The organism is Streptococcus himalayensis (genome assembly GCF_001708305.1).
Taxonomy (GTDB): Bacteria; Bacillota; Bacilli; order Lactobacillales; family Streptococcaceae; genus Streptococcus; species Streptococcus himalayensis.
Map to the genome: position 1 here is coordinate 728,095 of NZ_CP016953.1, position 22,900 is coordinate 750,994.

The following is a 22,900-nucleotide window of genomic DNA, read 5'->3' on the forward strand; positions in this document are numbered from 1 at the left end:
TTAAATTGACACAAGATGTTGATTTTTTTTCTTAGAGTGTTATAATGGAGGTGTAGATTGGAGGAGTTTATGATTTCCTTAGACGAACACGAAATACATGATTTATCGCCCTTGCTTGTCTTGAAGCGAGATGGGCGTTCGGTGACTTTTGATGAGCAAAAGATTTTTTTAGCTCTTAATCGTGCTAATGCTGAGCTAGAGCAACCTTGTTCACAGGCGGTTCTTGAACACATTGTAGAAGCTGTACTCGAAGAAATTGGTCGCCGTTTTCATCAGGATATTCAAATTTATGAAATTCAGACCATTGTTGAACAAGAATTGCTAAAGGCACACTTGTATGAATTGGCAGAGGTCTATATTCAGTATCGGACCAGACGTGATTTTGAGCGTCATCAGGCGATGGACATTAATTTTTCCATTGAAAAACTCTTGAAAAAAGACCAAACGGTCGTCAATGAAAATGCCAATAAGGATAGCGAGGTTTTTAATACCCAACGTGATTTGACAGCAGGAATTGTGGGGAAATCAATTGGGCTCAAGCTCTTGCCAGCTCATGTGGCAAATGCCCACCAAAAAGGGGATATTCATTTCCACGATTTAGATTACAGTCCCTATACACCGATGACCAACTGCTGTTTGATTGATTTTAAGGGAATGTTGGCCAATGGCTTTAAAATTGGCAATGCTGAAGTGGAAAGTCCCAAGTCTATTCAGACAGCGACAGCTCAGATTTCGCAAATTATCGCGAATGTCGCCTCAAGTCAGTATGGTGGTTGTACAGCAGATCGGGTAGATGAGTTGTTAGCACCGTATGCAGAATTGAATTATCAGAAGCATTTAAAGGATGCAAGAGAGTGGGTATTACCTGAAAAGCAGGAAGAATATGCGCGTGAAAAGACTAAAAAAGATATCTACGATGCCATGCAGTCCTTGGAATATGAGATTAACACCCTCTTTACCTCAAATGGGCAGACACCGTTTACTTCTCTAGGATTTGGCTTGGGGACTTCTTGGTTTGAACGAGAAATTCAACAGGCTATTTTACAAATTCGAATAAAAGGCTTAGGGAGCGAAGAGCGGACGGCTATTTTTCCAAAGTTGATTTTTACCTTGAAACGTGGTTTGAACCTAGAAGAAGGAAGTCCAAACTATGACATCAAGCTCTTAGCCTTAGAGTGTGCAATCAAGCGCATGTATCCTGATGTTTTATCTTATGATAAGATTAAGGAATTGACGGGTTCTTTCAAAGCGCCGATGGGCTGTCGCTCGTTCTTGCAGGGCTGGTTGGATGAAAATGGGGAAGAAGTCAATTCTGGTCGCATGAATCTTGGCGTGGTCACGCTCAATCTACCGCGGATTGCGATGGAGTCTGGTGGTGATATGGACACGTTTTGGGCTATTTTTGAGGAACGAATGGCGATTGCTAAGGATGCCTTAGTTTATCGCTTACACCGTGTCATGGAGGCACGGACAGCCAATGCCCCTATTCTGTACCAATACGGAGCTTTTGGGCAACGTTTGGGCAAAGACGATGAAGTCGGGCAGCTGTTTATCAAACGTAGAGCGACCATTTCCTTGGGCTATATCGGTCTTTATGAAGTTGCTACGGTCTTCTATGGCAGTGAATGGGAAGGAAATCCAGCTGCGAAAGAGTTCACGCTTGACATTATTCGTGTCATGAAAGAGTGTGTCGGTACTTGGTCGGATGAATACGATGTTCATTTTTCAATCTATTCAACGCCATCTGAGAGTTTGACTGATCGTTTTTGTCGCTTGGATCGGGAAAAATTTGGCTTGGTCAAGGATATTACGGATAAGGAATATTACACCAATTCTTTCCATTATGATGTTCGGAAAAACCCAACGCCATTTGAAAAATTAGAATTTGAAAAGGCTTATCCAGAGGCAGGTGCGACAGGTGGATTTATCCACTATTGTGAATATCCTGTTTTGCAACAAAATCCTAAGGCTTTGGAAGCTGTGTGGGACTTTGCCTATGATCGTGTGGGTTATTTGGGGACCAATACACCGATTGATCGCTGCTATGAATGCCATTTTGAGGGAGATTTCACACCGACGGAGCGAGGCTTTGAGTGCCCAAATTGTGGCAACAGGGATCCTAAAACAGTTGATGTGGTTAAGAGAACCTGTGGTTATTTAGGAAATCCGCAGGCAAGACCTATGGTAAATGGCCGGCACAAGGAAATTGCTGCGCGTGTGAAACACATGAATGGCTCAACAATCAATAGAGAAGGAGAAAAAGATGGGGAAATACCAGCTAGATGACAAGGGAAAGGCCCTTGTTGAACGCTACCATGAAAAACAGTCGAAAGGTGGCACGACTAAAAAAGACAAGGTTGCCCAGTTACGGGAACAGTTTTTGAAAAAACAAGAGAAATAATAACAGAGGAGGGGCTAAAGCCCTTCTTGTATTATACTACCCTAAAAATGAAAATCTGACGTCGTTGCCTCACCTTGCTGAACGCTCGTTCTACCTATAGTTTTGTTACCTAGTCAGATTTTGATTTTTAGAGAGCTTAAGGAGGAGAGTGATGGAATTAAGACGACCAACCTTAGCAGATAAGGATACAATTTTAGAGATGATTGAGGAGTTTCGTCAGAATAATAGTCCCACGGATGGATTTTTTGCTGGGGAGAATTTTGCCTATGAAGAGTGGCTAGAAACCAATACTAATGCGGAAAGGGGATTAGGAATTCCAGAGGGATTTGTGCCGTTTATTCAGTATGTCTCCTTTGATGGGCATGGTCGAGCGTTGGGCTTTCTAAACCTTCGCTTACGGCTCAATGACAAACTTCTGCAACATGGTGGCCATATTGGCTATTGCATTCGTCCTAGCGAGCGTGGAAAAGGCTATGCCAAGGAGCAGCTACGCTTGGGTTTGCTAGAAGCGAAAGCCAAGGCTATTTCTCGTGTACTTCTGACTTGCCATGTGGACAATGAAGCAAGTCGCCGTACCATTCTTTCACAAGGTGGTCAGTTGGAAAATCAAGTAGATGGGACGGAACGGTATTGGATTGACCTAGAAAGGGAGTAGGCCATGGAGTTAAGACGACCAATTTTACAAGACAAGCAAGATTTTTTAGATATGCAAGTAGAATTTGAGCGATTTGGCTCACGGATGAGTGGTAATATTTACGCTTGGCAGAAGGCAGATGGTAATTTTGAAAAGTGGCTTGACTTGCTGCACCAACAAGAAACGAGGGATGTATTAGAAAGTGGGCTTGGTCCATTTGTCCTTTATTTATCCTACGAGGGTAATCGTCTGCTCGGCTTATTAGCTCTTAGGACAACGAATACCCCTACGGTACTGAGTGAATATGGCCATATTGGCTACTGCATTCGTCCTAGCGAACGCGGGAAAGGCTATGCCAAGGAGCAGCTACGTTTGGGCTTGATAGAAGCGAAGGCTAAGGCTATTTCTCGTGTACTTCTGACCTGCCACGTGGACAATGAAGCAAGTCGCCGTACCATTCTTTCACAAGGTGGTCAGTTGGAAAGTCAGATTGGGGAAACGGAACGGTATTGGATTGAGTTGGAGAAAGCATGAATCATCCCAAACCACAAGAGTGGAAAAGTGAAGAATTAAGTCAAGGACGAATTATCGACTATAAGGCCTTTAATTTTGTGGATGGCGAGGGGGTGCGCAATTCCCTCTATGTTGCTGGCTGCATGTTTCATTGCGAGGGCTGCTATAATGTGGCAACCTGGTCTTTTAAGGCTGGCATTCCTTATACAAAGGAGTTGGAGGAGCAGATAATGCAGGACCTTGCCCAGCCCTACGTACAGGGCTTGACCTTGCTAGGTGGTGAGCCCTTTCTCAATACGGGGATTCTTCTTCCCTTGGTCAAGCGGATTCGCAAAGAATTACCTGAAAAGGATATTTGGTCTTGGACGGGCTATACTTGGGAAGAAATGATGCTAGAAACACCAGATAAGCTAGAATTACTCAGCTATATCGACATTCTAGTCGATGGCCGATATGATCGGACCAAGCGCAATCTCATGTTGCAATTTCGTGGTTCGTCTAATCAACGGATTATTGATGTCCAAAAATCCCTAAGAGAGCAGCAGGTGGTGATTTGGGAGAAATTGCAAGACGGGACCAACCACTATGAACAGGTAGTGAGAGACACATAGGGGTGGAAATCAAAATCCACCTCTATTTTTATAAGTGTATAAGGAAGTATTTGTCAGATGCTTATACCCAATGAAAATCAAAATTAGCATCTTGATGCTTTCTTAGATGGTTTGGATGTAAACCACCTGTGTTCTATGACTATCCATCTTATTTACTGGAAAAGTATCCTGTTTAACTCATTTAGTTCTCTACACTTCAAACCCAAAATAAATATGTTTAGATAAAAAGGCTATTTTTGAAATTAAATGAGTATTAGGAACACGAAGGGATACCGCTATGTAGCTATGTTTATTTTTTAGCCAACACGGAACGAGTGAGTTCGTTTGATAAAAAATGATAAAATATACAGATGGTGTGAAAATATATCCTGAAAACGTTATTATTGATGGATTAAACCTACTTTAACTTGACATAATAGGTTTAAGGGCGTAGAATTAAAGTGAGATATTTTGTACAAAAGGATTAAAAAATCATGAGTCATAAAAAAGGGATGCGATTATCAAAAAAATCAAGGCGCTATCGGGTTATAAATAGTGCGCTTTTGCTGTTATTGCTAGCGATGGCAGCCTGGCTTATTTTTGTGATGTTCCGCTACCAGCTCTTGGCCTTTCAGTATGTTAATGTCATCTTGACAGCGGTGGCAGTCATCTTAGCCCTTCTATTTTTGATCTTGATTGTAAAAAATAAATGGCGTCTATTTACGACGATTAGTTTACTTCTTTTATTAGTCGTCAATGCTGGCTCGATTTATGCAGTGAAATCAATTTTAAATCTTTCTGAAGGTCTTCAAAATAATGCGGATTACTCAGAGTATGAGATGAGTATTGTTGTGCCGGCTGACAGTGAGATTACAGATGTTAGCCAACTGACAACAGTTCTTGCGCCGACAGGAAATGATTCTGAAAATATTACCAAGTTGGTGGATAACTTATCGCAGATGAAGCAAGTCCACCCTACAGTGGAGACGGCTCCGTCCTATGTGGCAGCCTATGAAAGCTTGAGTAAGGGTGAGGCACCTGCCATGGTCTTGAACAGTGTTTTTGAGAACATCATTGAAAGCGACAATCCAGACTTTGCTTCAAAAATCAAAAAACTTTATACCTATAAAATTACGAAAAAAGTGGAGGCAGCTCCTAGTCAGGTAGAAGGGGATGTCTTTAACATCTATGTCAGCGGGATTGATACCTATGGACCGATTTCGTCAGTCTCACGTTCGGATGTCAATATCATCATGACGGTCAATCGCAAGACCAAGAAAGTGTTGCTGACCACCACTCCGCGAGATGCTTATGTGCCAATCGCAGATGGGGGTAATAACCAAAATGACAAGCTGACCCACGCAGGGATTTATGGGGTTGAATCTTCCATTCACACACTTGAAAATCTCTATGGGATTAACATGAGCTACTATGTCCGCTTGAATTTCACCTCTTTCTTAAAATTGATTGACCTAGTTGGCGGGGTGGATGTTTATAATGACCAAGAATTTACAAGTCTACATGGGAAGCACCATTTCCCAGTGGGAGATGTTCACCTGAATTCCGATCAAGCACTGGGCTTTGTCCGCGAACGTTATTCGCTACAAGGTGGGGACAATGACCGTGGGAAAAACCAAGAAAAGGTCATTGCAGCCTTAATTAAGAAATTGACTTCAACGGATGCCCTTCGAAACTATCAAGGAATTCTTTCAGGTTTGGAAGACTCCGTACAGACCAATATGAGCTTTGAAACCATGATCGGTCTTATCAATGCGCAGCTGGAGTCTGGTCAAAGCTATACCGTTCATTCGCAAGCCTTGACAGGCCAAGGAACGATGGGCTTGCCATCTTATGCTATGCCTGGAGCTAATCTGTATGTCATGGAAGTCAACCAAGACAGCCTAGCGAGTGCCAAAGCTGCTATCCAAGAGGTCATGGAAGGAAAGTAAAGACATGATTGATATTCATTCTCATATCATCTTTGATGTCGATGATGGACCGAAAAATCAAGCAGATACTAAGGCATTGTTAGAAGAAAGCTATCGCCAAGGGGTGCGGACGATTGTTTCCACATCTCACAGACGCAAGGGGATGTTTGAGACACCAGAAGAGAAAATCGCCGCTAACTTTGCACAGGTCAAAGCCATTGCCAAAGAAGTGGCCGATGATTTGACCATTCTATATGGAGCAGAAATCTACTATAGTAGTGATGTCCTTGAAAAGTTAGAGCAAAAACGCATCCCAACCCTTGGTCAGACAGGCTATGCCCTGATTGAGTTTAGCATGAGCACCCCTTACAAGGAGATTCATGCTGCACTTGGGAAAATCCAGCGTCTAGGAATCACGCCTGTCGTGGCACATATCGAACGCTATCATTGTTTGGAAAATGATGAGAAAAAGGTCCGTGACTTGATCAATATGGGCTGCTATATGCAAATCAATAGTTCCAGTGTTTTGAAACCCAAGCTCTTTGGAGATAAGTACAAATTTATGAAAAAGCGGGCGCAATTTTTCCTGGAGCATGACTTGGTGCACTTTGTGGCTAGCGACATGCACAATCTAGACAGTCGTCCCCCTTATATGCAGGAAGCTTATCAAATCATCACCAAAAAATATGGCAAATCTTATGCTCGTAAACTCTTTAAAGAGAATCAAGAGCTGTTACTCGCAGACGAAATTATTTAGGAGAAACTATGAATAACCAAGCAAATCAAACCGTTGAAATTGATGTGTTGTCCCTCATCAAAACCTTGTGGAAGCGAAAATTTTTGATTGTCGTTACAGCCTTCGTGGTCGCTATCTTAGCACTAGGCTATAGCATGTTTGTCGCAAAGCCTAAGTATGACAGTACGACCCGCATCTATGTGGTCAATCGCCAGCAAGAGGGCAATACCCTGACCAACCAAGACCTCCAAGCAGGTGCTTACTTGGTAAAGGACTACAAAGAAATCATCCTATCCCAAGATGTGTTGAGCCGTGTTGCGGAGGAATTAAAATTACAAGAGGGAACAGAGGGGTTAGCGAGTAAAATCAAGGTAGTCGTTCCTGTGGATACCCGTATCGTATCAATTACCGTGACAGATGATAGTCCTGAGGAAGCGGCTCATATCGCCAATACTCTTCGTCAAGCTGCGGCTGAAAAGATTATCGACACAACCAAGGTCTCTGATGTAACAACGCTTGAAGAAGCCTCTGTGCCGACAGCCCCATCTTCACCAAATGTTAAACGAAATGTTGTCCTTGGCTTCTTGGCTGGTGGTGTTGTCATGTCTTTGGTGGTTCTAGTGGTTGAGATTTTAGATGATCGCGTGAAAAGACCAGAAGATATCGAAGAAGTGATGGGCTTGAGCCTTCTAGGCGTTGTACCAGATATTGAAAAAGTAAAATAGGGGAAGATTATGCCGACATTAGAATTAACGAAAGCAAAATTAGCTTCACAAAAGAAGGTCGAAGAGTATTACAATGCCCTTCGCACTAATATCCAGCTAAGTGGTGAAAATATCAAAACGATTGCTTTGACTTCTGTTCAACCAGGGGAAGGCAAGTCAACGACGTCAATGAACCTAGCGATTTCTTTTGCGCGTGCGGGTTATCGGACGCTGTTAGTCGATGCAGATATTCGAAACTCTGTCATGCTAGGAGGAGTTTTAAAGACACGTTCCAGCATTACAGGCTTGACGGACTATCTATCTGGAAATGCAGACTTGTCTAATGGCTTATGTGATACCAATGTGGAGAATCTCTTTGTCATTGATTCTGGTCAGACCTCTCCAAATCCAACGGGATTACTACAAAGCAAGAACTTTGCGACTATGCTTGAGGTCTTGGAGCAACATTACGATTACATCATTGTAGATACACCGCCAGTTGGTCTGGTGATTGATGCCGTAATTATCGCTCAAAAGTGCGATGCGAGTCTCCTTGTGACACAGGCAGGAAGCATTAAACGAAAAGCCATCCAAAAGGCAGTCGAGCAGTTAGAAAGCACAGGCACACCCTTCCTTGGCGTGGTCTTAAATAGATATGACTTGCAAGTCGATAAGTACGGTTCCTACGGTGCTTATGGCAATTATGGAAATTACGGGAAGCAGAAAAAATAGGAGATGGTTGTATGGGGGATAGGAGAGAATTTCAACAGTTAGTATTGGTTTTAATCCAGCTAGTTGTTGTCTTACTTATCGCGAGTGTTATCAGTATGATTTCGCATACCGATTTGACGCGAAGTGGCATTGTCATTTTATCCTTTTTACATATCGTCGCTTTTTACCTCAGTAGTTATAGCGAAAAAATTCTTCGAAGAGGGTATTTAGAAGAGTTTGTTCAAACCTTGAGATACAGCAGTTGTTATGCGATTCTAACGACTTTTGTGTCTTTCATGCTCAAGGATAACTTTTCTATTTCTCGGCGTGGTGTCCTGTATTTTATCGCAGCAAACCTGATAGGGCAATACATCCTTAATACCTTCATCAAACACTATTACCGCGAGTTGTATCCACGGTTAAAAAGTAGTCGAAAGATGCTGGTCGTAACGATTTTGGACCGTGCAGATGCCACCTTACATCGCTTGATGACTTCCCCAGCTTTCAATGGCACTATTGTCGCTATTTCTACCGTAGATAGCATCGCTTATAGAAATCCAGACATTCCCTTTGTCGTAAAAGAGCAGTTGCTTTCCTATGCTACAAAATCAGTGGTTGATGAGGTTTTGATCAATCTTCCAAGTGGCTATCCGATTCGGGATTATATTGCCCAATTTGAAAATATGGGAATTCAGGTGAATGTTGTCTTAAATGCCTTTAATTTTTATCCTGGAGAGAAAAAATTGCGTGAGGTCGGTGATTTTAATGTCGTGACTTTTTCGACCAATTTTTACAAACCAAGCCATATTTTCGCAAAGCGCCTGCTTGATATTTTAGGAAGCCTAGCAGGGCTTTTCCTGTGTGGAATTGCTTATCTTTGTCTCGCTTCCAAAATCAAGAAGGATGGCGGACCCGCTATTTTCAAACAAGAGCGTGTAGGGCAAAATGGCAGAATTTTTGATTTTTATAAGTTTCGCTCGATGTATATGGATGCCGAAGAGCGGAAAAAAGAGCTGATGGCGCATAATACTATGACGGGTGGGATGTTTAAAATGGATGATGATCCGCGGATTACTCCGATTGGTCAGTTTATCAGAAAGACTAGTCTAGATGAATTGCCTCAGTTTTACAATGTGTTAAAAGGGGACATGAGCCTAGTAGGAACACGACCCCCAACGAAGGATGAGTATGAGCACTACACTCCTGACCAAAAGCGCCGCTTAAGCTTCAAACCAGGGATTACAGGTCTCTGGCAGGTCAGTGGGCGTAGTGAGATTACAGATTTTGAGGAAGTTGTGAAACTAGATTTGGAATACATTGATGGCTGGACCATCTGGTCGGATATTAAGATATTACTAAAAACACTCAAGGTAGTGATGATGAAAGATGGAGCTAAGTAAGATGAAAATAGAAAGTTAGGTATGCAATGAATCGATATAGTTCAGTTCGAGTAAATTTTATTATGAATTTTATTCTAACGATTTCTAACTTTATTTTTCCCCTAATTACTTTTCCTTATGCTTCTAGAATCTTAGGAGCAAGCGGTGTAGGGACAGTTACATTTGCAACCTCAATCATTGCTTATTTTTCTATGATAGGAATGATGGGGATTCCTACTTATGGAATTCGAGCTTGTGCTAAGATTAGAGATGATAGAGAAGCCTTGAATAAAACAGTTCAAGAAATTGTGGTATTAAATTCCATTGTAATGTCGCTTGCGCTAATACTATTCTTCATGGTGGTTTTTGCTGTTCCTAAATTAGCAAATGAAAAATTACTATATCTATATATGTCATCTACTCTACTTTTTAATGTATTAGGAGTAGATTGGCTGTATAAAGCCTTGGAGAAGTATTCGTATATCACACTTCGTTCCTTGATTTTTAAAATTTTATCACTGATTCTATTATATTTAGCAGTTAAAACCTCGGATGATTATATAGCTTACGGGGTTATCACAGTCTTTGCTGGAGTCGGTTCTAATTTTTTAAATTTTATCAATTTACGCCGAATAATTGATTTAAAACCGGCTAAAGAATTGAATGTGAAGCAACATATTCGTCCGACGCTGACTTTTTTTCTACTGACAGTATCAACGACGATTTATACAAATGTAGATACGACGATGATAGGATTTTTAAAAGGTGACATTGAAGTTGGTTACTATTCAGCAGCGGTGAAGGTAAAGCAAATATTGGTTAGTGTAGTCACATCATTAGGAACCGTCTTGCTCCCAAGATTGTCATTTTATTATGAGCAAAAGAGATTTCAGGAGTTTAAAGTTTTAGTTCAAAAAGCTTTCACGTTTGTCTTGATTTTATCGCTACCTTTGACAGTTTATTTTATCCTGATGGCTAAAGAAAGTATTTTATTTTTGTCAGGAAATATTTTTTTACAAGCTGTATTACCTATGCAGTTAATTTTGCCGACGGTTATCTTTATCGGCTTGTCTAATCTTATGGGAATTCAAATTTTAGTCCCCATGAACAAGGAAAGATTGGTGGTTCAGTCTACAATAGTTGGTGCAGGACTTGATTTTCTTATCAATTGCTTTACGATTCCGCTATTTGGTGCAGCAGGTGCAGCAGTGGCAGGAAGTTTAGCTGAATGTTCGGTAGTTCTCGTTCAAATTTATTTTTTAAGAGATTTAATCATTCCGATGTTTAAATCAATTCCCTTGTGGAAGATATTGATGAGTATCATTATCTCTATTCTTATCACAACTGGGGTAAAAATGAATTTATCAGTAGGAACTTTTTTAACACTTGTATGTACAGCAGCTGTCTTTTTTACAACATATGGCAGTATGTTATTAGTATTAAAGGAAAAGTTTGTCTTGAGTATTAGTCACGCTGTTTTAGAAAAATTGAAGTAGGGTAGTATGTATGAAGAATTATGATTATTTAGTGGTAGGAGCAGGTCTTTTTGGTGCAGTATTTGCGCATGAAGCAGCTTTAGCAGGAAAAAAAGTAAAGGTGATTGAAAAGCGACATCATATTGCTGGAAATATCTTTACCAAGGAAGAAGAAGGTATCCAAGTACATCAATATGGTGCGCATATCTTTCATACCTCTGATAAGGAGCTGTGGGACTACGTCAATCAATTTGCGGAGTTTAATCGCTATACCAACACACCAATTGCTAACTATAAGGGAGAGATTTATAACCTACCTTTTAACATGAATACCTTTCATAAACTTTGGGGAGTGGTGACGCCCGAAGAAGCACAAGCCAAGATTGATGAGCAACGTGCGATTCTAGGCGGAAAGACACCAGAAAACTTGGAAGAACAGGCAATTTCTTTAGTTGGTACAGATATTTATGAAAAGCTGATTAAGGATTATACAGAAAAGCAATGGGGCAAGTCTTGTAAGGATTTACCAGCCTTTATCATCCGTCGTTTGCCAGTACGCTTGACCTACGATAATAACTATTTTAACGATACTTATCAAGGAATTCCAATTGGCGGTTACACACAGATTGTTGAGAAAATGTTTGCTCATGAGAATATTGATGTGGAAGTAAATGTTGACTTCTTTGCCAATAAAGAAGCATATCTAGCAGAGTTTCCCAAGATTGTCTTTACAGGGATGATTGATGAATTCTTTGATTATGAGCTAGGGGAGTTGGAATATCGGAGTCTTCATTTTGAAACAGAGACGCTTGATATGCCAAACTACCAAGGCAATGCAGTGGTGAACTATACAGATAGTGAAACACCTTATACACGAATTATCGAGCATAAGCATTTTGAGTTTGGAACGCAGGATAAGACGATTATCACGAGAGAGCATTCTAAGACTTGGAAACGGGGGGATGAGCCTTACTATCCAGTGAATAACGATCGTAATAATCACTTGTATAAGGCTTATAAAGAGCTAGCTGAACAGCAAGATAAGGTCATCTTCGGTGGACGCTTGGGGCATTATCGCTATTATGATATGCATCAGGTGATTGCAGCCGCTTTGCAGTGTGTACGGAGTGAAGTGAAATAATGTACAAAATTAGAATAAATTCTTTTCTATACTACTTTGCATTTTCTATTTGGATTTTTATCAACTTACTCTATACAACACGATTATCAGTTAATTTTAGCAGTCAATTGAATTGGGTTGTTTCTGGAATTACCTATTTAACTTTTTTATTACTGGTTACAAAGATTGTTGTAGAGAATAAAGTTCGAATATATTTTATCATTGGTATTGGAATTATTTTTCCAGTGATATTTATAATTGGCTTACAATCTGGTAAGTTGATGACTTTTATTAATCTCCTATTGTTGATTTGTTGTATACGAGATGTTAATTTGAAGTTAGTTGTTAAGATCCATGTGATTATTAGCTCGTTTATATTAATATTTACTCAAATACTGCTAATGTTGGGATATACATATGATGTTACTGTTGCAAATTCTACTGGGCAAGTTTTTCACTATATGGGTTATAGATATTTGAGTTATCCTCCAAACATACTTTTTCATATGGTTTGTGGACTTATTTATATAAGAGGAAGTAAAATTAAATATTTTGAGTTGATAGTTTTACTGCTTATTAATTATTTTTATTATCTTAAAACAGATGTGATAAGTGCGTTTTTCTTCACTATTTTAGTGATTCTATCTAGTGTATTTATTAAGATAAATAAAATAAATTTTTCATATTCTAATAGAATAATACTATTTTTAGAAAGATATTTAATTCCTATAGAGACATTGCTAGTTTATTTATTATCAAAGTGGTACAGTTCAGGTAACTATTTTTTTATAGTTCTAGATAAGTTTCTTTCTAATAGAGTGCGTTTAGGAAGTGATGCTCTCCAATTATACGGTGTGTCTATTTTTGGGAATAGAATTATTTGGAACACTCAGGATGTAGATGGCATATATAGAGGTAGGTATTTATTTGTAGACTCTTCTTTTTTGAATATATTAATAAATTATGGTTTGATAGCTATGTTTCTTATTATAATAGGTTATTACATTTTAAGTTGGTGTAACTACTATCGAACTATTTACTTTTCTGTAGCATTTATTGCTATAATTTTGCATTCTATGTGGGATCCACAATTTATTAATATATGGTACAATCCATTTCTCCCATTTTTAGGAATTTATTTTGTACAAAATGAGGTAGATAAATCAAGTGTACTGAGTGAGAGAGGATAATCTAATGAAGAGTTTATATATCATAGGCTCAAAAGGTATTCCAGCTAAATATGGTGGATTTGAAACCTTTGTCGAAAAACTAACCGAATATCAAAAAACATCAGATATCAAGTATTATGTTGCTTGCATGCGAGAAAATTCTTTGAAATCAAATATCTCTGAAGATTTTTTTGAACATAACGGAGCGACTTGTTTCAATATTGATGTACCAAATATCGGACCTGCACGAGCAATTGCCTATGATTTATTGGCTTTGAAAAAAGCGATTGCTATATCAAAGGAAAATCAAGACGAGCAACCGATATTTTATATTCTAGCTTGTCGAATTGGACCATTCATCCATTATTTTAAGAAACAGATTCATAAGATGGGAGGACAATTACTTGTCAATCCAGATGGGCATGAATGGCTCAGAGAAAAATGGTCTCGCCCTGTTCGTAGGTATTGGAAAATCTCCGAAAGTTTGATGGTGAAACATGCGGATTTATTGGTATGTGATAGCAAGAATATTGAAAAATATATCCAAAATGACTATAAAAAACATTCACCAAAAACAACCTACATTGCTTACGGAACGGAACTGGAAACCTCAAAACTATCATCTAGTGATGATAAGGTAAGGAGATGGTTCTCAGAAAAAGGAATTGTAGAAAATGAATATTATCTGGTAGTTGGACGATTTGTACCTGAAAATAACTATGAATCCATGTTGCGTGAGTTTATGAAATCAAACTCAAGGAAAGATTTTGTACTGATTACCAATGTTGAGAAAAATGCTTTTTATGAAAAATTAAAAGCAGAGACGGGATTTGACAAAGATAGCAGAGTGAAATTTGTTGGAACTGTTTATGACCAAGAACTGTTAAAATATATCCGTGAGCATGCTTTTGGATATTTCCATGGGCATGAAGTTGGCGGGACAAATCCCTCCTTATTAGAGGCATTATCATCAACTAAATTAAATATTTTGCTTGATGTTGGCTTTAACCGTGAGGTTGGAGCAGACGGAGCAATTTATTGGGAAAAAGATAATCTTCATCAGGTGATTGATGAGAGTGAGAAACTATCTGCATTAGAAATTCAGAAAATGGACGTTTTATCAACTGAGCAAGTTAAGGAACGATTTACTTGGGATTTTATTGTTGATGAGTATGAGAAAATGTTTTATGAGAGAAGATAGCAATGAGAGTATTAATACAAAGTAGAGCTAATTTTAACGAAATGCCTGGCGGAGATACTATTCAAATATTGAAAACTAAAGAACAGTTAGAGAAATTAGGTGTAGAGGTTGATATTAGTTTAGAGTTAGAGCCAGATTTGTCTAATTACGATCTAGTTCACTTAACAAATATTACGAGAATACATGAGACATATATTCAAATGAAGAATGCCAAAAGTCAAGGTAAGCCAGTTGCTCTATCTACTATTTTTTGGCCTATGGAAGAATTTGAACAGAAAGGTCAACATGGTCTTAGAAAATTATTATCTCGCTATCTAAATATTGATAATATTGAGAGATTAAAAATATTGGCACGAGGTTTGAAAAATTGGGGTATTTGGGATAAATCGACTGTGAACTTATTAACAGTTGGATATACTGATATGCAGAAATTCGTTATTGAGAATACAGATATTTTTCTTCCAAATGCTGAACTTGAGATGCAAATGCTCAACAAAGTATTTGGAGTACAGAAAAAAAATTACATTGTTGTCCCTAATGCTATAGATAAAGATATTGTAGAAAAGTATCGTGATGTGCAGGACACTGAATTTGAAGAATATAAAGATGCAATTATTTGTGTTGGTCGAATTGAAGCAAGGAAAAATCAATTAGCTTTATTGCAAGCTCTCCAAGATACAGATTATAAAGTAATATTAGTTGGTAAAGTGTCGGATAATTTTAAAAAATATTTTGAGAGTATCAAAGATATTGTAGATAAAAATGAAAATTTTTTCTATATAGAAAGTATACCAAATGATAAACTTTATAAATTGTTTAAACTATGTCGTGTTAGTGTACTTCCAAGTTGGTTAGATACTCCAGGATTAGTTAGTTTAGAGGCTGCTGCTATGGGTTGTAGCTTGGCGGTCAGCCACATAGGCACGACTGTGGAATATTTTGGTGAGGAAGCTTTTTACTGTTCACCTGATGATATAGAGAGTATAAAGAGAGCAGTAGATCAAGCTTATAATAAACGAGATAATTCTGTTTTGCAGAACAAGATTTTAACCTCATATACTTGGGAAGAGGCGGCTAAAGGGACTCTAGAAGCTTATAAAAAAATAACACAAAAGATATAATTGTACAACAAAACTATTATTTTTTAACCAAAATGTGTTGTTTTATAAAAATCTATTAGAAAGATATAATAGAAATTTTTTCTATATGTATAGTGAAAAATGAAGATACAGATAGTTGTTGATAATGAGTGTCATCAGAAACATGAAGAATATTATAAAACCTTTGCTTCTGATGTAGATGTTATTTATACTGATTATGAAGATTCACTTATTCGAAAAGTCAGAAATTACAGCATAGTAGGCAGTTTTTTATATCATGTATTGATGTGGAAAAAATCGATGAACTATGCTAAAAAAATTATAAAAACAGAAGGAGACAATGTTCTTTGTATCAATCCGTTAGTTGGATTGTTTTTGGGATTATTCAATAGAGGTCATAAAAACATTGTCCTAGCTGGTTTTTTATTTGAGCCAAAAAAGAATAAGCTTTATTACTCTTTAAGAAAAATTTTGGTAAATCTTTCTTTAAAAAATATAAAAGATATAGTTGTTTACAGTGAAAGGGAGGTATCATACTATGCAAGAATCTTCCCAAAATATAAACAGAAGTTTAAATTTATTCACTATGGTTTAGATTATACTGATGAAAAAACTTATGAAGGTTTTTTACCAAATGAATTTGTGTTTTCAGGCGGAGGTAGTAATAGAGATTATGATACATTGATAAAAGCTTATGAACTTTCTTATTTATCTGAGCCACTAATCATTGCAAATCAGCCATGGCGTATTCCTAAAACTGACGATTCACGTATAGAAATTCTTTCAGATGTAGTACTTGAAACTTTTGGAGATGTTTTGGGAAATTCAAAGATGTTAGTATTGTCTCTAAAAGATGTTGAGTTATCAGCGGGGCATATGGTTATGTTACAAGGTATGAGTCTGGGTGTTCCCATAATTGTTAACGATATTCCAGCTGTTCGTGACTATGTAGATGAGTCTATGGTCACATTTTATCAATCCGGAGATATTTTACAGTTAAAAAACTTATTGGAAAAGTTTGATCCTAATTCTATTGAGATAAGGAAGAAGGCGGATAATGCTAAATCTCAATACTGGAAAAAATATACGTCACGTGGTCTAATGGATCGTTTGGTTGCGTTGTTGAATTTATAAAAAATTTATCATCCAAAAATAATATGTTCGTGTTTGTCATCGGAGGAGAAAAATTCTAATGAAAAAAATCATGTTAGTATTTGGTACACGTCCTGAAGCAATTAAGATGTGTCCGTTAGTTAAAGAGTTAGAAAAGAATGAATATTTTCAAACAATTGTCTGTGTAACTGGACAACATCGTGAAATGCTACAACAAGTATTGGATGTTTTTGATGTAAAGCCTGACTATGATTTAGAAATCATGAAAGAAGAACAGACTTTATTTAGTATTACAACTAGTATTTTAGAAAAGTTAAAACCAATACTAGAACTTGAAAGACCAGATATTGTTCTTGTTCATGGAGATACATCCACGACATTCGCTACATCATTAGCCGCTTTTTATTTAGGTATCAAGGTGGGACACGTAGAGGCAGGTTTAAGAACCTATAATTTACAAAGTCCATTTCCTGAGGAATTCAATCGTCAAGCAGTATCTATTGTCTCTGAATTTAATTTTGCTCCTACAATTCAAGCTAAGAAAAATTTGCTTCGAGAAGGGAAAAAAGAATCGTCAATTTATGTTACAGGCAATACTGCTATTGATGCATTGAAGACGACTGTTAAAGAAGGATATCGGCATGAAATTTTAGATAAGTTAGGGAACTCTAGAATTATTTTATTAACAGCACATAGACGAGAAAATCTAGGAATTCCAATGGAGAATATGTTTAAAGCAATTAAACGTGTTTTGGATGAACACGATGATATCTATGTTATCTATCCGATTCATAAAAATCCATTAGTCAGAGGAACAGCTAATAAAATTTTAGGAAAAACAGATCGTTTATTATTAATTGAGCCCTTGGAAGTCCTAGATTTCCATAATTTCTTAAATAGAAGTTATTTGATTTTGACAGATTCTGGAGGTATTCAAGAAGAAGCTCCATCTTTAGGTAAGCCCGTCTTAGTAATGAGAGATACAACAGAACGTCCGGAGGGAGTAGAGGCAGGGACTTTAAAACTGGTAGGTACAGATGAAGAAAATATTTATAATGAGTTTACGCAACTACTCACAGTATCTGAAGAGTATGAAAAAATGAGTCAAGCAAGTAATCCGTATGGAGATGGAACTGCAAGCCAGCAAATTGTAAAAATTCTTCAAGAAAAATTATAAGTTAGTGAGAGAGAATGACTAGAATTGATTTTGTAGTAACATGGGTAGATGGGAACGACCCAATTTGGCAAAAAAACAGAGATAGTTACAAAGATGTCGTTAGTAAGGAATTAAATACGGATTCCCGCTATCGAGATTGGCAACTTATGAAATATTGGTTTAGAAGTGTTGAACGCTATGCACCGTGGGTGAATAAGATATTTTTTATCACGGAAGGTCATTTACCAGATTGGTTAAATACTGAACATCCTAAATTGGTTGTTGTAAAGCATAGTGACTATATTGATGGAGATTATTTACCAACATTTAATTCAAATGTGATTGAGTTAAATATTCACAAAATAAAAGATTTGTCAGAAAATTTTGTTTTATTTAATGATGATACGTTTGTTAATGGAGCGATAAAAGAAGAAGATTTTTTCATTGATGGAATTCCTAGAGATATTGGTATTTTTAGCCCACAAGTACCGAGTAGAGAGGGAATTGGTTTTATTTCATTGAATAATGTTGGAATTATAAATGATTATTATACCTCAAGAGCGGTATTACGGCAGAATTTTTTCAAGTATTTTAGAATAGACTATTCTAAACATCTGTTAAAAAATATAGTGGTTTTACCTTGGAAACCAATATTGGGATTTTATGATCATCACCTTCCTGTATCCTATAAAAAATCTACATTTGAAATGTTGTGGGAATTAGAGACTACTATACTAAAAAGTACAAGTGCTAATCGTTTTAGAACACGTGAAGATGTTAATCATTGGTTAATGAGGTATTGGCAACTTTGCAGTGGTGACTTTATGCCACGTACTGTAAAATTTGGTCGATCTTATAACATTGATTCTGATATGTCTAAAATTTGTTTAGATATACAGTTTCAGAAACATAAATTAGTATGCTTGAATGATGGAGATAAGGTGGTTGATTTTGAAGAAAAACGAGAGAAGTTAACATCGATATTTGAGTCTAGATATCCCGATAAATCTTTGTTTGAAATTTAGTAATTATTATGCGTGATATGTTTTATTGAAGTGGTATGTTGAGAAGATGAAATATTATTTAAAAGAGATTATTCAAAATAATTTCAATGAGAGAAATGCTGGAAGTAAGGCTCGCATAGATACGGACCATATTCTTGAGGCATTAGGTTATCAACCGTTAGAATCTTTCTTAGAAATTGCTACATCAAATTCTAAGTTATTGAAACTTACGAGTCAATTTTATAAGTATCAAGAGTTACAAACAGTTTTTTCAGAGATACAGGTTGGTGATGAGGTAGTTTTACAAATGCCGATTCAAAAGCAAACTTTACTATTGGCTAATTGTATTAGACATTTAAAGAAAAGAAATATAAAGATAACAATTCTTATTCATGATTTAGAGGCTATTCGAAAAATGACTATGGATAGTATTTCTTTTACAACTAAAATTCAAATTAGTCTTTCTGAATTGAAGATTCTTAAAATTGCTGATAAGGTGATTGCACACAATTACCGCATGAAAGAAAAATTGGTAGAGTTGGGAATTTCTGAAGATAAGATTGTAGAACTGGAAATATTTGATTACCTATTGCCTGAGATTACAAAATTAAAGAAAGCCCAAAAAAACAATCCGATTGTAATAGCAGGAAATCTAGATCCTGAAAAAGTAGGCTATATTGCCTCTTTACCTCAGAATATTGATTATAATCTTTATGGTGTGGGATTTACAAGTGACGTGAAGAATCCTAGAATAAATTATTTTGGTTCTTATTTACCAAACGAGTTACCCAGTCACCTTGAAGGAAGCTTTGGTCTGGTTTGGGATGGTGATAGTGCAACAACATGTTCAGGTCCTTTTGGGAACTATCTACGATATAACAATTCTCATAAAGCTTCGCTCTATCTGGCTTCAGGTCTTCCATTAATTGTTTGGGAAGCATCGGCGTTAGCAGCGTTTGTGAAACGATATCATTGTGGTATCTGTGTGAATTCTTTAACAGATATCGCTGATGAGCTAGCTTCGTTGACAGATGAAAGATTCGAGATTTTACTTCAAAATACATCTCATCTGGGAGATTTAGTGAAAAAAGGTTATTTTTTGACTAAATCTCTGGATAAATAGTGTTGTTATTAGTTTAATCAAAAAATTTTTTATCTATTTACTTGCAAAAATGATAAATTCATGGTATATATATATAACTTTTTAAGGAGATACAAATGAAAAAAATTAAAGGTTTGCTTGCTGCAACTGCCGCAGTAGCTTCTATTGCTGGTGTATCACATCTCGATGTTCAGGCGGATGAACTGAAATCTGACATGGAAGGACAAGTTTCAAATGAGACGTGTCAAGATAAAGTTTCATCATTAAAAGATAAATTAGATATGGCACAGAAAGATTTGCAAATTGCAAGCTCTGATGTTGCAACCGCTCAGTCACAGTATAATCAAGTTGTAGATTCTCATGCGAAAGAGTTGGCCGAAGAAAAAAATTTAAAAGAAGAAGTTGAGAAGTTATCTGAACAAGAGAGAACTTCCATAGGTACTGTAGAAAAGGCTCAGAAAGACTATGATGCAAATATCCATTCTGATGAAGACCTAGAAAAAGCAACGGCTGAACAAGAAAAAGCTAAGCAGGGAGTTTCAGATGCTCAAGCTAATCTAGATACGAGAGTATCTGATTTGGCTAACAAACAAAAAGTATATGAAAAAGCCGACACAGCTAAACAAGAGGCTACAACTAAGGAATCTGAAATTCAAAATTTGTTGAAAAAGGCTCAGGAGGAAAAGAATAAGGCAGATAATGCTTTGAACGCAGCGTTATTAAGTAATGCAAGTGGAGCGACGCTAGATAAATTAAAACAAGATGTAACTAATGCGAATGAAGCGTTAAAACAAGCAGACAAAGCGGTTCAAGCGAAAAAAGAGGAGATTGCTAAACTTGCTCCATCTTATGATGTGTCAGATGCGAATATTCGATTATCGAAAGCATATATGGATTTACTGAAGAAACGTACGGAGGATTTGCATTTAACGGATCGTTCAAAGAAGACTCAAGCAGGATTATCTATCAAGTTTGATCAATGGGATGCAGATAAAAAAGCTACCGTTATTTCAGGTATAACCAAAGATTCCACCTCAAGTGAGTATGTAAAAGTTATTAATGATTTAGTTAAGCAAGCTAAGATTGATGAAGCTAATAATATTTATGATACAAGTAAAGATACTAGACCAGTGGACTTTAGCTCTTTGACTAAGGAACAAAAAGAAGAGATTAACTTTTTTGCCTTAGAGCTTTTGAATCAGATTAGAGCACAGTTTGGTACGAGGGAGTTGAAAGCTACCAAGGGAATGTTTGACTTTGCTCAGGGAGTTGTCGGGAAATTGAAATATAGGCCTTCTAGAGATGAGCATGGAAGATACTTAGGAGGTGTTTATAAAGAGCTTAATGAAGAAGCAGGAAAGGTTGGTTTAAGGGTACATCCAAATCCTGAAAAACAAGCGTATCATGATACTGTAGGAGTAGGTGCTTTATATAATAAAGATATCCTCCCCACAACTGCTCCATACACGATGGGAGATTTGAAAGGCTTAGTTTATAAAGGGATTAAGTTTATGCTATTCAATAGGGTATGGGACGAGCTTGACAGAGATGCGTATCGGGCGTTTGAACGCGCTATGGATATCGCTGGATTAATATCGCATAAACAAACTACAGATATGGCTGCAACGGCTGTACATATTATGGTTAATCCTAATCCTGTGGATAAGGAGGTCTATACAGTTGTGGTTCACACCCTCTTGGCTGGAGATGATTATATTGATACCCCAGATAATTACATATGGAAAGATGTTAACGGCGACGGTCTTAAGCAAAGAAATTCGGAATTTTTTGAAAAAGATAAGAGCCAGCAAAAGTTTGATACGACTGCTTTGATAAATGATCCATCTCAAAGGACTAAGCTTGCTAATGACTTAAATGGATTAGAGAAAAAGCGTAACCAAGCAATGGCGGATTTAAATACAGCTCGGACAGCTTTGGCGAACGTGACAACAGTCGATATTCCTAGTTTGCAAAAAGCTGTTATGGAAGCAGATAAAAACGTAGCAACATATCAAACTCAATTATCAGCTACTAGTCAAGATTTAGTAAGAAAAATGCAAGATTTAACATTAGCTACTACAGATTTACAAAAGGCTAAAAAAGCTAAATCAGATGCAGAAGGAGATTTAGCTACTGCAAAGGCTGATTTGGATAAAATCGAGAAGAAATATGGACGAATTTTGAATTCTATTCAGAAACTTAAAGAAGCTAAAGATAATTTGCAAGATATTCAAGATAATTTAAGAAATAAAAAGGCTGATTTGAATAAGATTAGTCTCCAAGTACAGGAATTGGTGACTAAAGTGAATAAGGCTAAGGCTTATCTTGATGAAGTTACAGCTAAACATGATCGCTTGAGTGAAATTTATAAACAAGCTTTGGGAGCTTATCAAGCTTCTAAGGCAGAATGTGATCAAAAAATCCCAGGTGGTAATCAACCAAATGGAGTTTTATTAAAACCTCAAAAACCTATAGGTGGCTCAGTACGTCCTACTTATGGTTCGATTTCTAGCTACGTAGGTTTGAAACCAACTCATATTCGTCATTCAGTAGCGGTATCAACGGAATCAACATCAAAAAATCATAGTAATAAAACGTTACCAACTACGGGTTCAAAAGAGTTGAATTTAGCTACGCTAGGTCTAGCGATGTTGAGTATGGTAGGTTTTGTAAATAGAAAAAAAGATGAGAAATAATTTTTCTAGTTTCTGAATAATGAAAAAGTAGCCTCAATTCTGGTGGATTGAAGGGAAGCTAACATCTAGAGAGGACCAGCTTGGTCTTCTCTTTTTTGATGTTTAAGGCAATCAAAATCCGCTTTTTGAAGTTTTCAAAGTTCCGTAACCGCCCCATAACGAGGTGTC

20 protein-coding genes are annotated in these 22,900 nt (G+C 37.1%); all 20 read left to right on the forward strand.

The window, feature by feature from the left end:
* The first annotated feature begins 69 nt into the window (after positions 1 to 69).
* The 20 genes from nrdD (at position 70) to BFM96_RS03640 (ending at position 22,732) form a co-directional block, all read left to right on the forward strand.
* Entirely contained in the window at positions 70 to 2,286 is a 2,217-nt protein-coding gene (nrdD, locus tag BFM96_RS03550) for an anaerobic ribonucleoside-triphosphate reductase (protein WP_068990402.1), read from the forward strand.
* Positions 2,264 to 2,401 (forward strand): hypothetical protein, encoded by a 138-nt coding sequence (locus BFM96_RS11210; protein WP_188595251.1) that lies wholly within the window; start codon positions 2,264 to 2,266, stop codon positions 2,399 to 2,401. The genes nrdD and BFM96_RS11210 overlap by 23 nt, the downstream gene beginning before the upstream one ends.
* Before the next feature lie 151 nt (positions 2,402 to 2,552).
* Positions 2,553 to 3,056: a GNAT family N-acetyltransferase gene (locus tag BFM96_RS03555; protein ID WP_068990405.1), complete on the forward strand. Its 504-nt coding sequence runs from the start codon at positions 2,553 to 2,555 to the stop codon at positions 3,054 to 3,056.
* A gap of 3 nt (positions 3,057 to 3,059) precedes the next feature.
* Positions 3,060 to 3,569, forward strand: coding sequence for a GNAT family N-acetyltransferase (locus BFM96_RS03560; RefSeq protein WP_068990407.1), 510 nt, complete (start codon positions 3,060 to 3,062; stop codon positions 3,567 to 3,569).
* A complete protein-coding gene (gene nrdG / locus BFM96_RS03565; RefSeq protein ID WP_068990410.1) occupies positions 3,566 to 4,159 on the forward strand; it encodes an anaerobic ribonucleoside-triphosphate reductase activating protein in 594 nt (197 codons plus the stop codon). The genes BFM96_RS03560 and nrdG overlap by 4 nt, the downstream gene beginning before the upstream one ends.
* 473 nt (positions 4,160 to 4,632) lie before the next feature.
* Entirely contained in the window at positions 4,633 to 6,087 is a 1,455-nt protein-coding gene (gene cpsA / locus BFM96_RS03570) for an LCP family glycopolymer transferase CpsA (protein WP_068990411.1), read from the forward strand.
* A gap of 4 nt (positions 6,088 to 6,091) precedes the next feature.
* The gene (gene cps4B / locus BFM96_RS03575; protein WP_068990414.1) at positions 6,092 to 6,823 is read left to right on the forward strand and encodes a capsular polysaccharide biosynthesis protein Cps4B; all 732 of its coding nucleotides are present in this window, start codon (positions 6,092 to 6,094) and stop codon (positions 6,821 to 6,823) included.
* An 8-nt stretch (positions 6,824 to 6,831) separates the two neighbouring features.
* On the forward strand, positions 6,832 to 7,527 hold the full coding sequence (locus BFM96_RS03580; RefSeq protein WP_068990416.1) for a Wzz/FepE/Etk N-terminal domain-containing protein: 696 nt from the start codon (positions 6,832 to 6,834) through the stop codon (positions 7,525 to 7,527).
* Between the two features lie 9 nt (positions 7,528 to 7,536).
* Positions 7,537 to 8,238 (forward strand): tyrosine-protein kinase, encoded by a 702-nt coding sequence (locus tag BFM96_RS03585; RefSeq protein ID WP_068990418.1) that lies wholly within the window; start codon positions 7,537 to 7,539, stop codon positions 8,236 to 8,238.
* An 11-nt stretch (positions 8,239 to 8,249) separates the two neighbouring features.
* On the forward strand, positions 8,250 to 9,617 hold the full coding sequence (locus BFM96_RS03590) for a sugar transferase (RefSeq protein ID WP_068990423.1): 1,368 nt from the start codon (positions 8,250 to 8,252) through the stop codon (positions 9,615 to 9,617).
* Between the two features lie 26 nt (positions 9,618 to 9,643).
* On the forward strand, positions 9,644 to 11,092 hold the full coding sequence (locus tag BFM96_RS03595; protein ID WP_068990425.1) for a flippase: 1,449 nt from the start codon (positions 9,644 to 9,646) through the stop codon (positions 11,090 to 11,092).
* Between the two features lie 10 nt (positions 11,093 to 11,102).
* Positions 11,103 to 12,212: a UDP-galactopyranose mutase gene (gene glf, locus BFM96_RS03600; RefSeq protein ID WP_068990426.1), complete on the forward strand. Its 1,110-nt coding sequence runs from the start codon at positions 11,103 to 11,105 to the stop codon at positions 12,210 to 12,212.
* Positions 12,212 to 13,381, forward strand: coding sequence for a hypothetical protein (locus BFM96_RS03605; protein ID WP_068990429.1), 1,170 nt, complete (start codon positions 12,212 to 12,214; stop codon positions 13,379 to 13,381). The genes glf and BFM96_RS03605 overlap by 1 nt, the downstream gene beginning before the upstream one ends.
* A gap of 4 nt (positions 13,382 to 13,385) precedes the next feature.
* Complete coding sequence (gene cps2T / locus BFM96_RS03610; protein ID WP_068990432.1) at positions 13,386 to 14,561, forward strand: beta 1-4 rhamnosyltransferase Cps2T; 1,176 nt, start codon at positions 13,386 to 13,388, stop codon at positions 14,559 to 14,561.
* A 2-nt stretch (positions 14,562 to 14,563) separates the two neighbouring features.
* A complete protein-coding gene (locus BFM96_RS03615) occupies positions 14,564 to 15,682 on the forward strand; it encodes a glycosyltransferase (RefSeq protein ID WP_068990441.1) in 1,119 nt (372 codons plus the stop codon).
* Positions 15,683 to 15,781: 99 nt separating this feature from the next.
* Complete coding sequence (locus BFM96_RS03620) at positions 15,782 to 16,795, forward strand: glycosyltransferase family protein (RefSeq protein WP_068990443.1); 1,014 nt, start codon at positions 15,782 to 15,784, stop codon at positions 16,793 to 16,795.
* 58 nt (positions 16,796 to 16,853) lie between these two features.
* Positions 16,854 to 17,951 (forward strand): non-hydrolyzing UDP-N-acetylglucosamine 2-epimerase, encoded by a 1,098-nt coding sequence (wecB, locus tag BFM96_RS03625; RefSeq protein ID WP_068990446.1) that lies wholly within the window; start codon positions 16,854 to 16,856, stop codon positions 17,949 to 17,951.
* Positions 17,952 to 17,965: 14 nt separating this feature from the next.
* Positions 17,966 to 18,955: a stealth family protein gene (locus tag BFM96_RS03630; RefSeq protein ID WP_068990449.1), complete on the forward strand. Its 990-nt coding sequence runs from the start codon at positions 17,966 to 17,968 to the stop codon at positions 18,953 to 18,955.
* Positions 18,956 to 19,001: 46 nt separating this feature from the next.
* Positions 19,002 to 20,057 (forward strand): hypothetical protein, encoded by a 1,056-nt coding sequence (locus tag BFM96_RS03635; RefSeq protein ID WP_068990452.1) that lies wholly within the window; start codon positions 19,002 to 19,004, stop codon positions 20,055 to 20,057.
* 95 nt (positions 20,058 to 20,152) lie between these two features.
* The gene (locus tag BFM96_RS03640; RefSeq protein WP_068990455.1) at positions 20,153 to 22,732 is read left to right on the forward strand and encodes an SEC10/PgrA surface exclusion domain-containing protein; all 2,580 of its coding nucleotides are present in this window, start codon (positions 20,153 to 20,155) and stop codon (positions 22,730 to 22,732) included.
* The last annotated feature ends 168 nt before the right edge of the window (positions 22,733 to 22,900 follow it).

What these genes read in the sequence shown, in the direction of transcription:
- nrdD (WP_068990402.1), top strand. Translation starts at nt 70, where the DNA reads ATGATTTCCTTAGACGAACACGAAATACATGATTTATCGCCCTTGCTT.
- BFM96_RS11210 (WP_188595251.1), top strand. Translation starts at nt 2,264, where the DNA reads ATGGGGAAATACCAGCTAGATGACAAGGGAAAGGCCCTTGTTGAACGC.
- BFM96_RS03555 (WP_068990405.1), top strand. Translation starts at nt 2,553, where the DNA reads ATGGAATTAAGACGACCAACCTTAGCAGATAAGGATACAATTTTAGAG.
- BFM96_RS03560 (WP_068990407.1), top strand. Translation starts at nt 3,060, where the DNA reads ATGGAGTTAAGACGACCAATTTTACAAGACAAGCAAGATTTTTTAGAT.
- nrdG (WP_068990410.1), top strand. Translation starts at nt 3,566, where the DNA reads ATGAATCATCCCAAACCACAAGAGTGGAAAAGTGAAGAATTAAGTCAA.
- cpsA (WP_068990411.1), top strand. Translation starts at nt 4,633, where the DNA reads ATGAGTCATAAAAAAGGGATGCGATTATCAAAAAAATCAAGGCGCTAT.
- cps4B (WP_068990414.1), top strand. Translation starts at nt 6,092, where the DNA reads ATGATTGATATTCATTCTCATATCATCTTTGATGTCGATGATGGACCG.
- BFM96_RS03580 (WP_068990416.1), top strand. Translation starts at nt 6,832, where the DNA reads ATGAATAACCAAGCAAATCAAACCGTTGAAATTGATGTGTTGTCCCTC.
- BFM96_RS03585 (WP_068990418.1), top strand. Translation starts at nt 7,537, where the DNA reads ATGCCGACATTAGAATTAACGAAAGCAAAATTAGCTTCACAAAAGAAG.
- BFM96_RS03590 (WP_068990423.1), top strand. Translation starts at nt 8,250, where the DNA reads ATGGGGGATAGGAGAGAATTTCAACAGTTAGTATTGGTTTTAATCCAG.
- BFM96_RS03595 (WP_068990425.1), top strand. Translation starts at nt 9,644, where the DNA reads ATGAATCGATATAGTTCAGTTCGAGTAAATTTTATTATGAATTTTATT.
- glf (WP_068990426.1), top strand. Translation starts at nt 11,103, where the DNA reads ATGAAGAATTATGATTATTTAGTGGTAGGAGCAGGTCTTTTTGGTGCA.
- BFM96_RS03605 (WP_068990429.1), top strand. Translation starts at nt 12,212, where the DNA reads ATGTACAAAATTAGAATAAATTCTTTTCTATACTACTTTGCATTTTCT.
- cps2T (WP_068990432.1), top strand. Translation starts at nt 13,386, where the DNA reads ATGAAGAGTTTATATATCATAGGCTCAAAAGGTATTCCAGCTAAATAT.
- BFM96_RS03615 (WP_068990441.1), top strand. Translation starts at nt 14,564, where the DNA reads ATGAGAGTATTAATACAAAGTAGAGCTAATTTTAACGAAATGCCTGGC.
- BFM96_RS03620 (WP_068990443.1), top strand. Translation starts at nt 15,782, where the DNA reads ATGAAGATACAGATAGTTGTTGATAATGAGTGTCATCAGAAACATGAA.
- wecB (WP_068990446.1), top strand. Translation starts at nt 16,854, where the DNA reads ATGAAAAAAATCATGTTAGTATTTGGTACACGTCCTGAAGCAATTAAG.
- BFM96_RS03630 (WP_068990449.1), top strand. Translation starts at nt 17,966, where the DNA reads ATGACTAGAATTGATTTTGTAGTAACATGGGTAGATGGGAACGACCCA.
- BFM96_RS03635 (WP_068990452.1), top strand. Translation starts at nt 19,002, where the DNA reads ATGAAATATTATTTAAAAGAGATTATTCAAAATAATTTCAATGAGAGA.
- BFM96_RS03640 (WP_068990455.1), top strand. Translation starts at nt 20,153, where the DNA reads ATGAAAAAAATTAAAGGTTTGCTTGCTGCAACTGCCGCAGTAGCTTCT.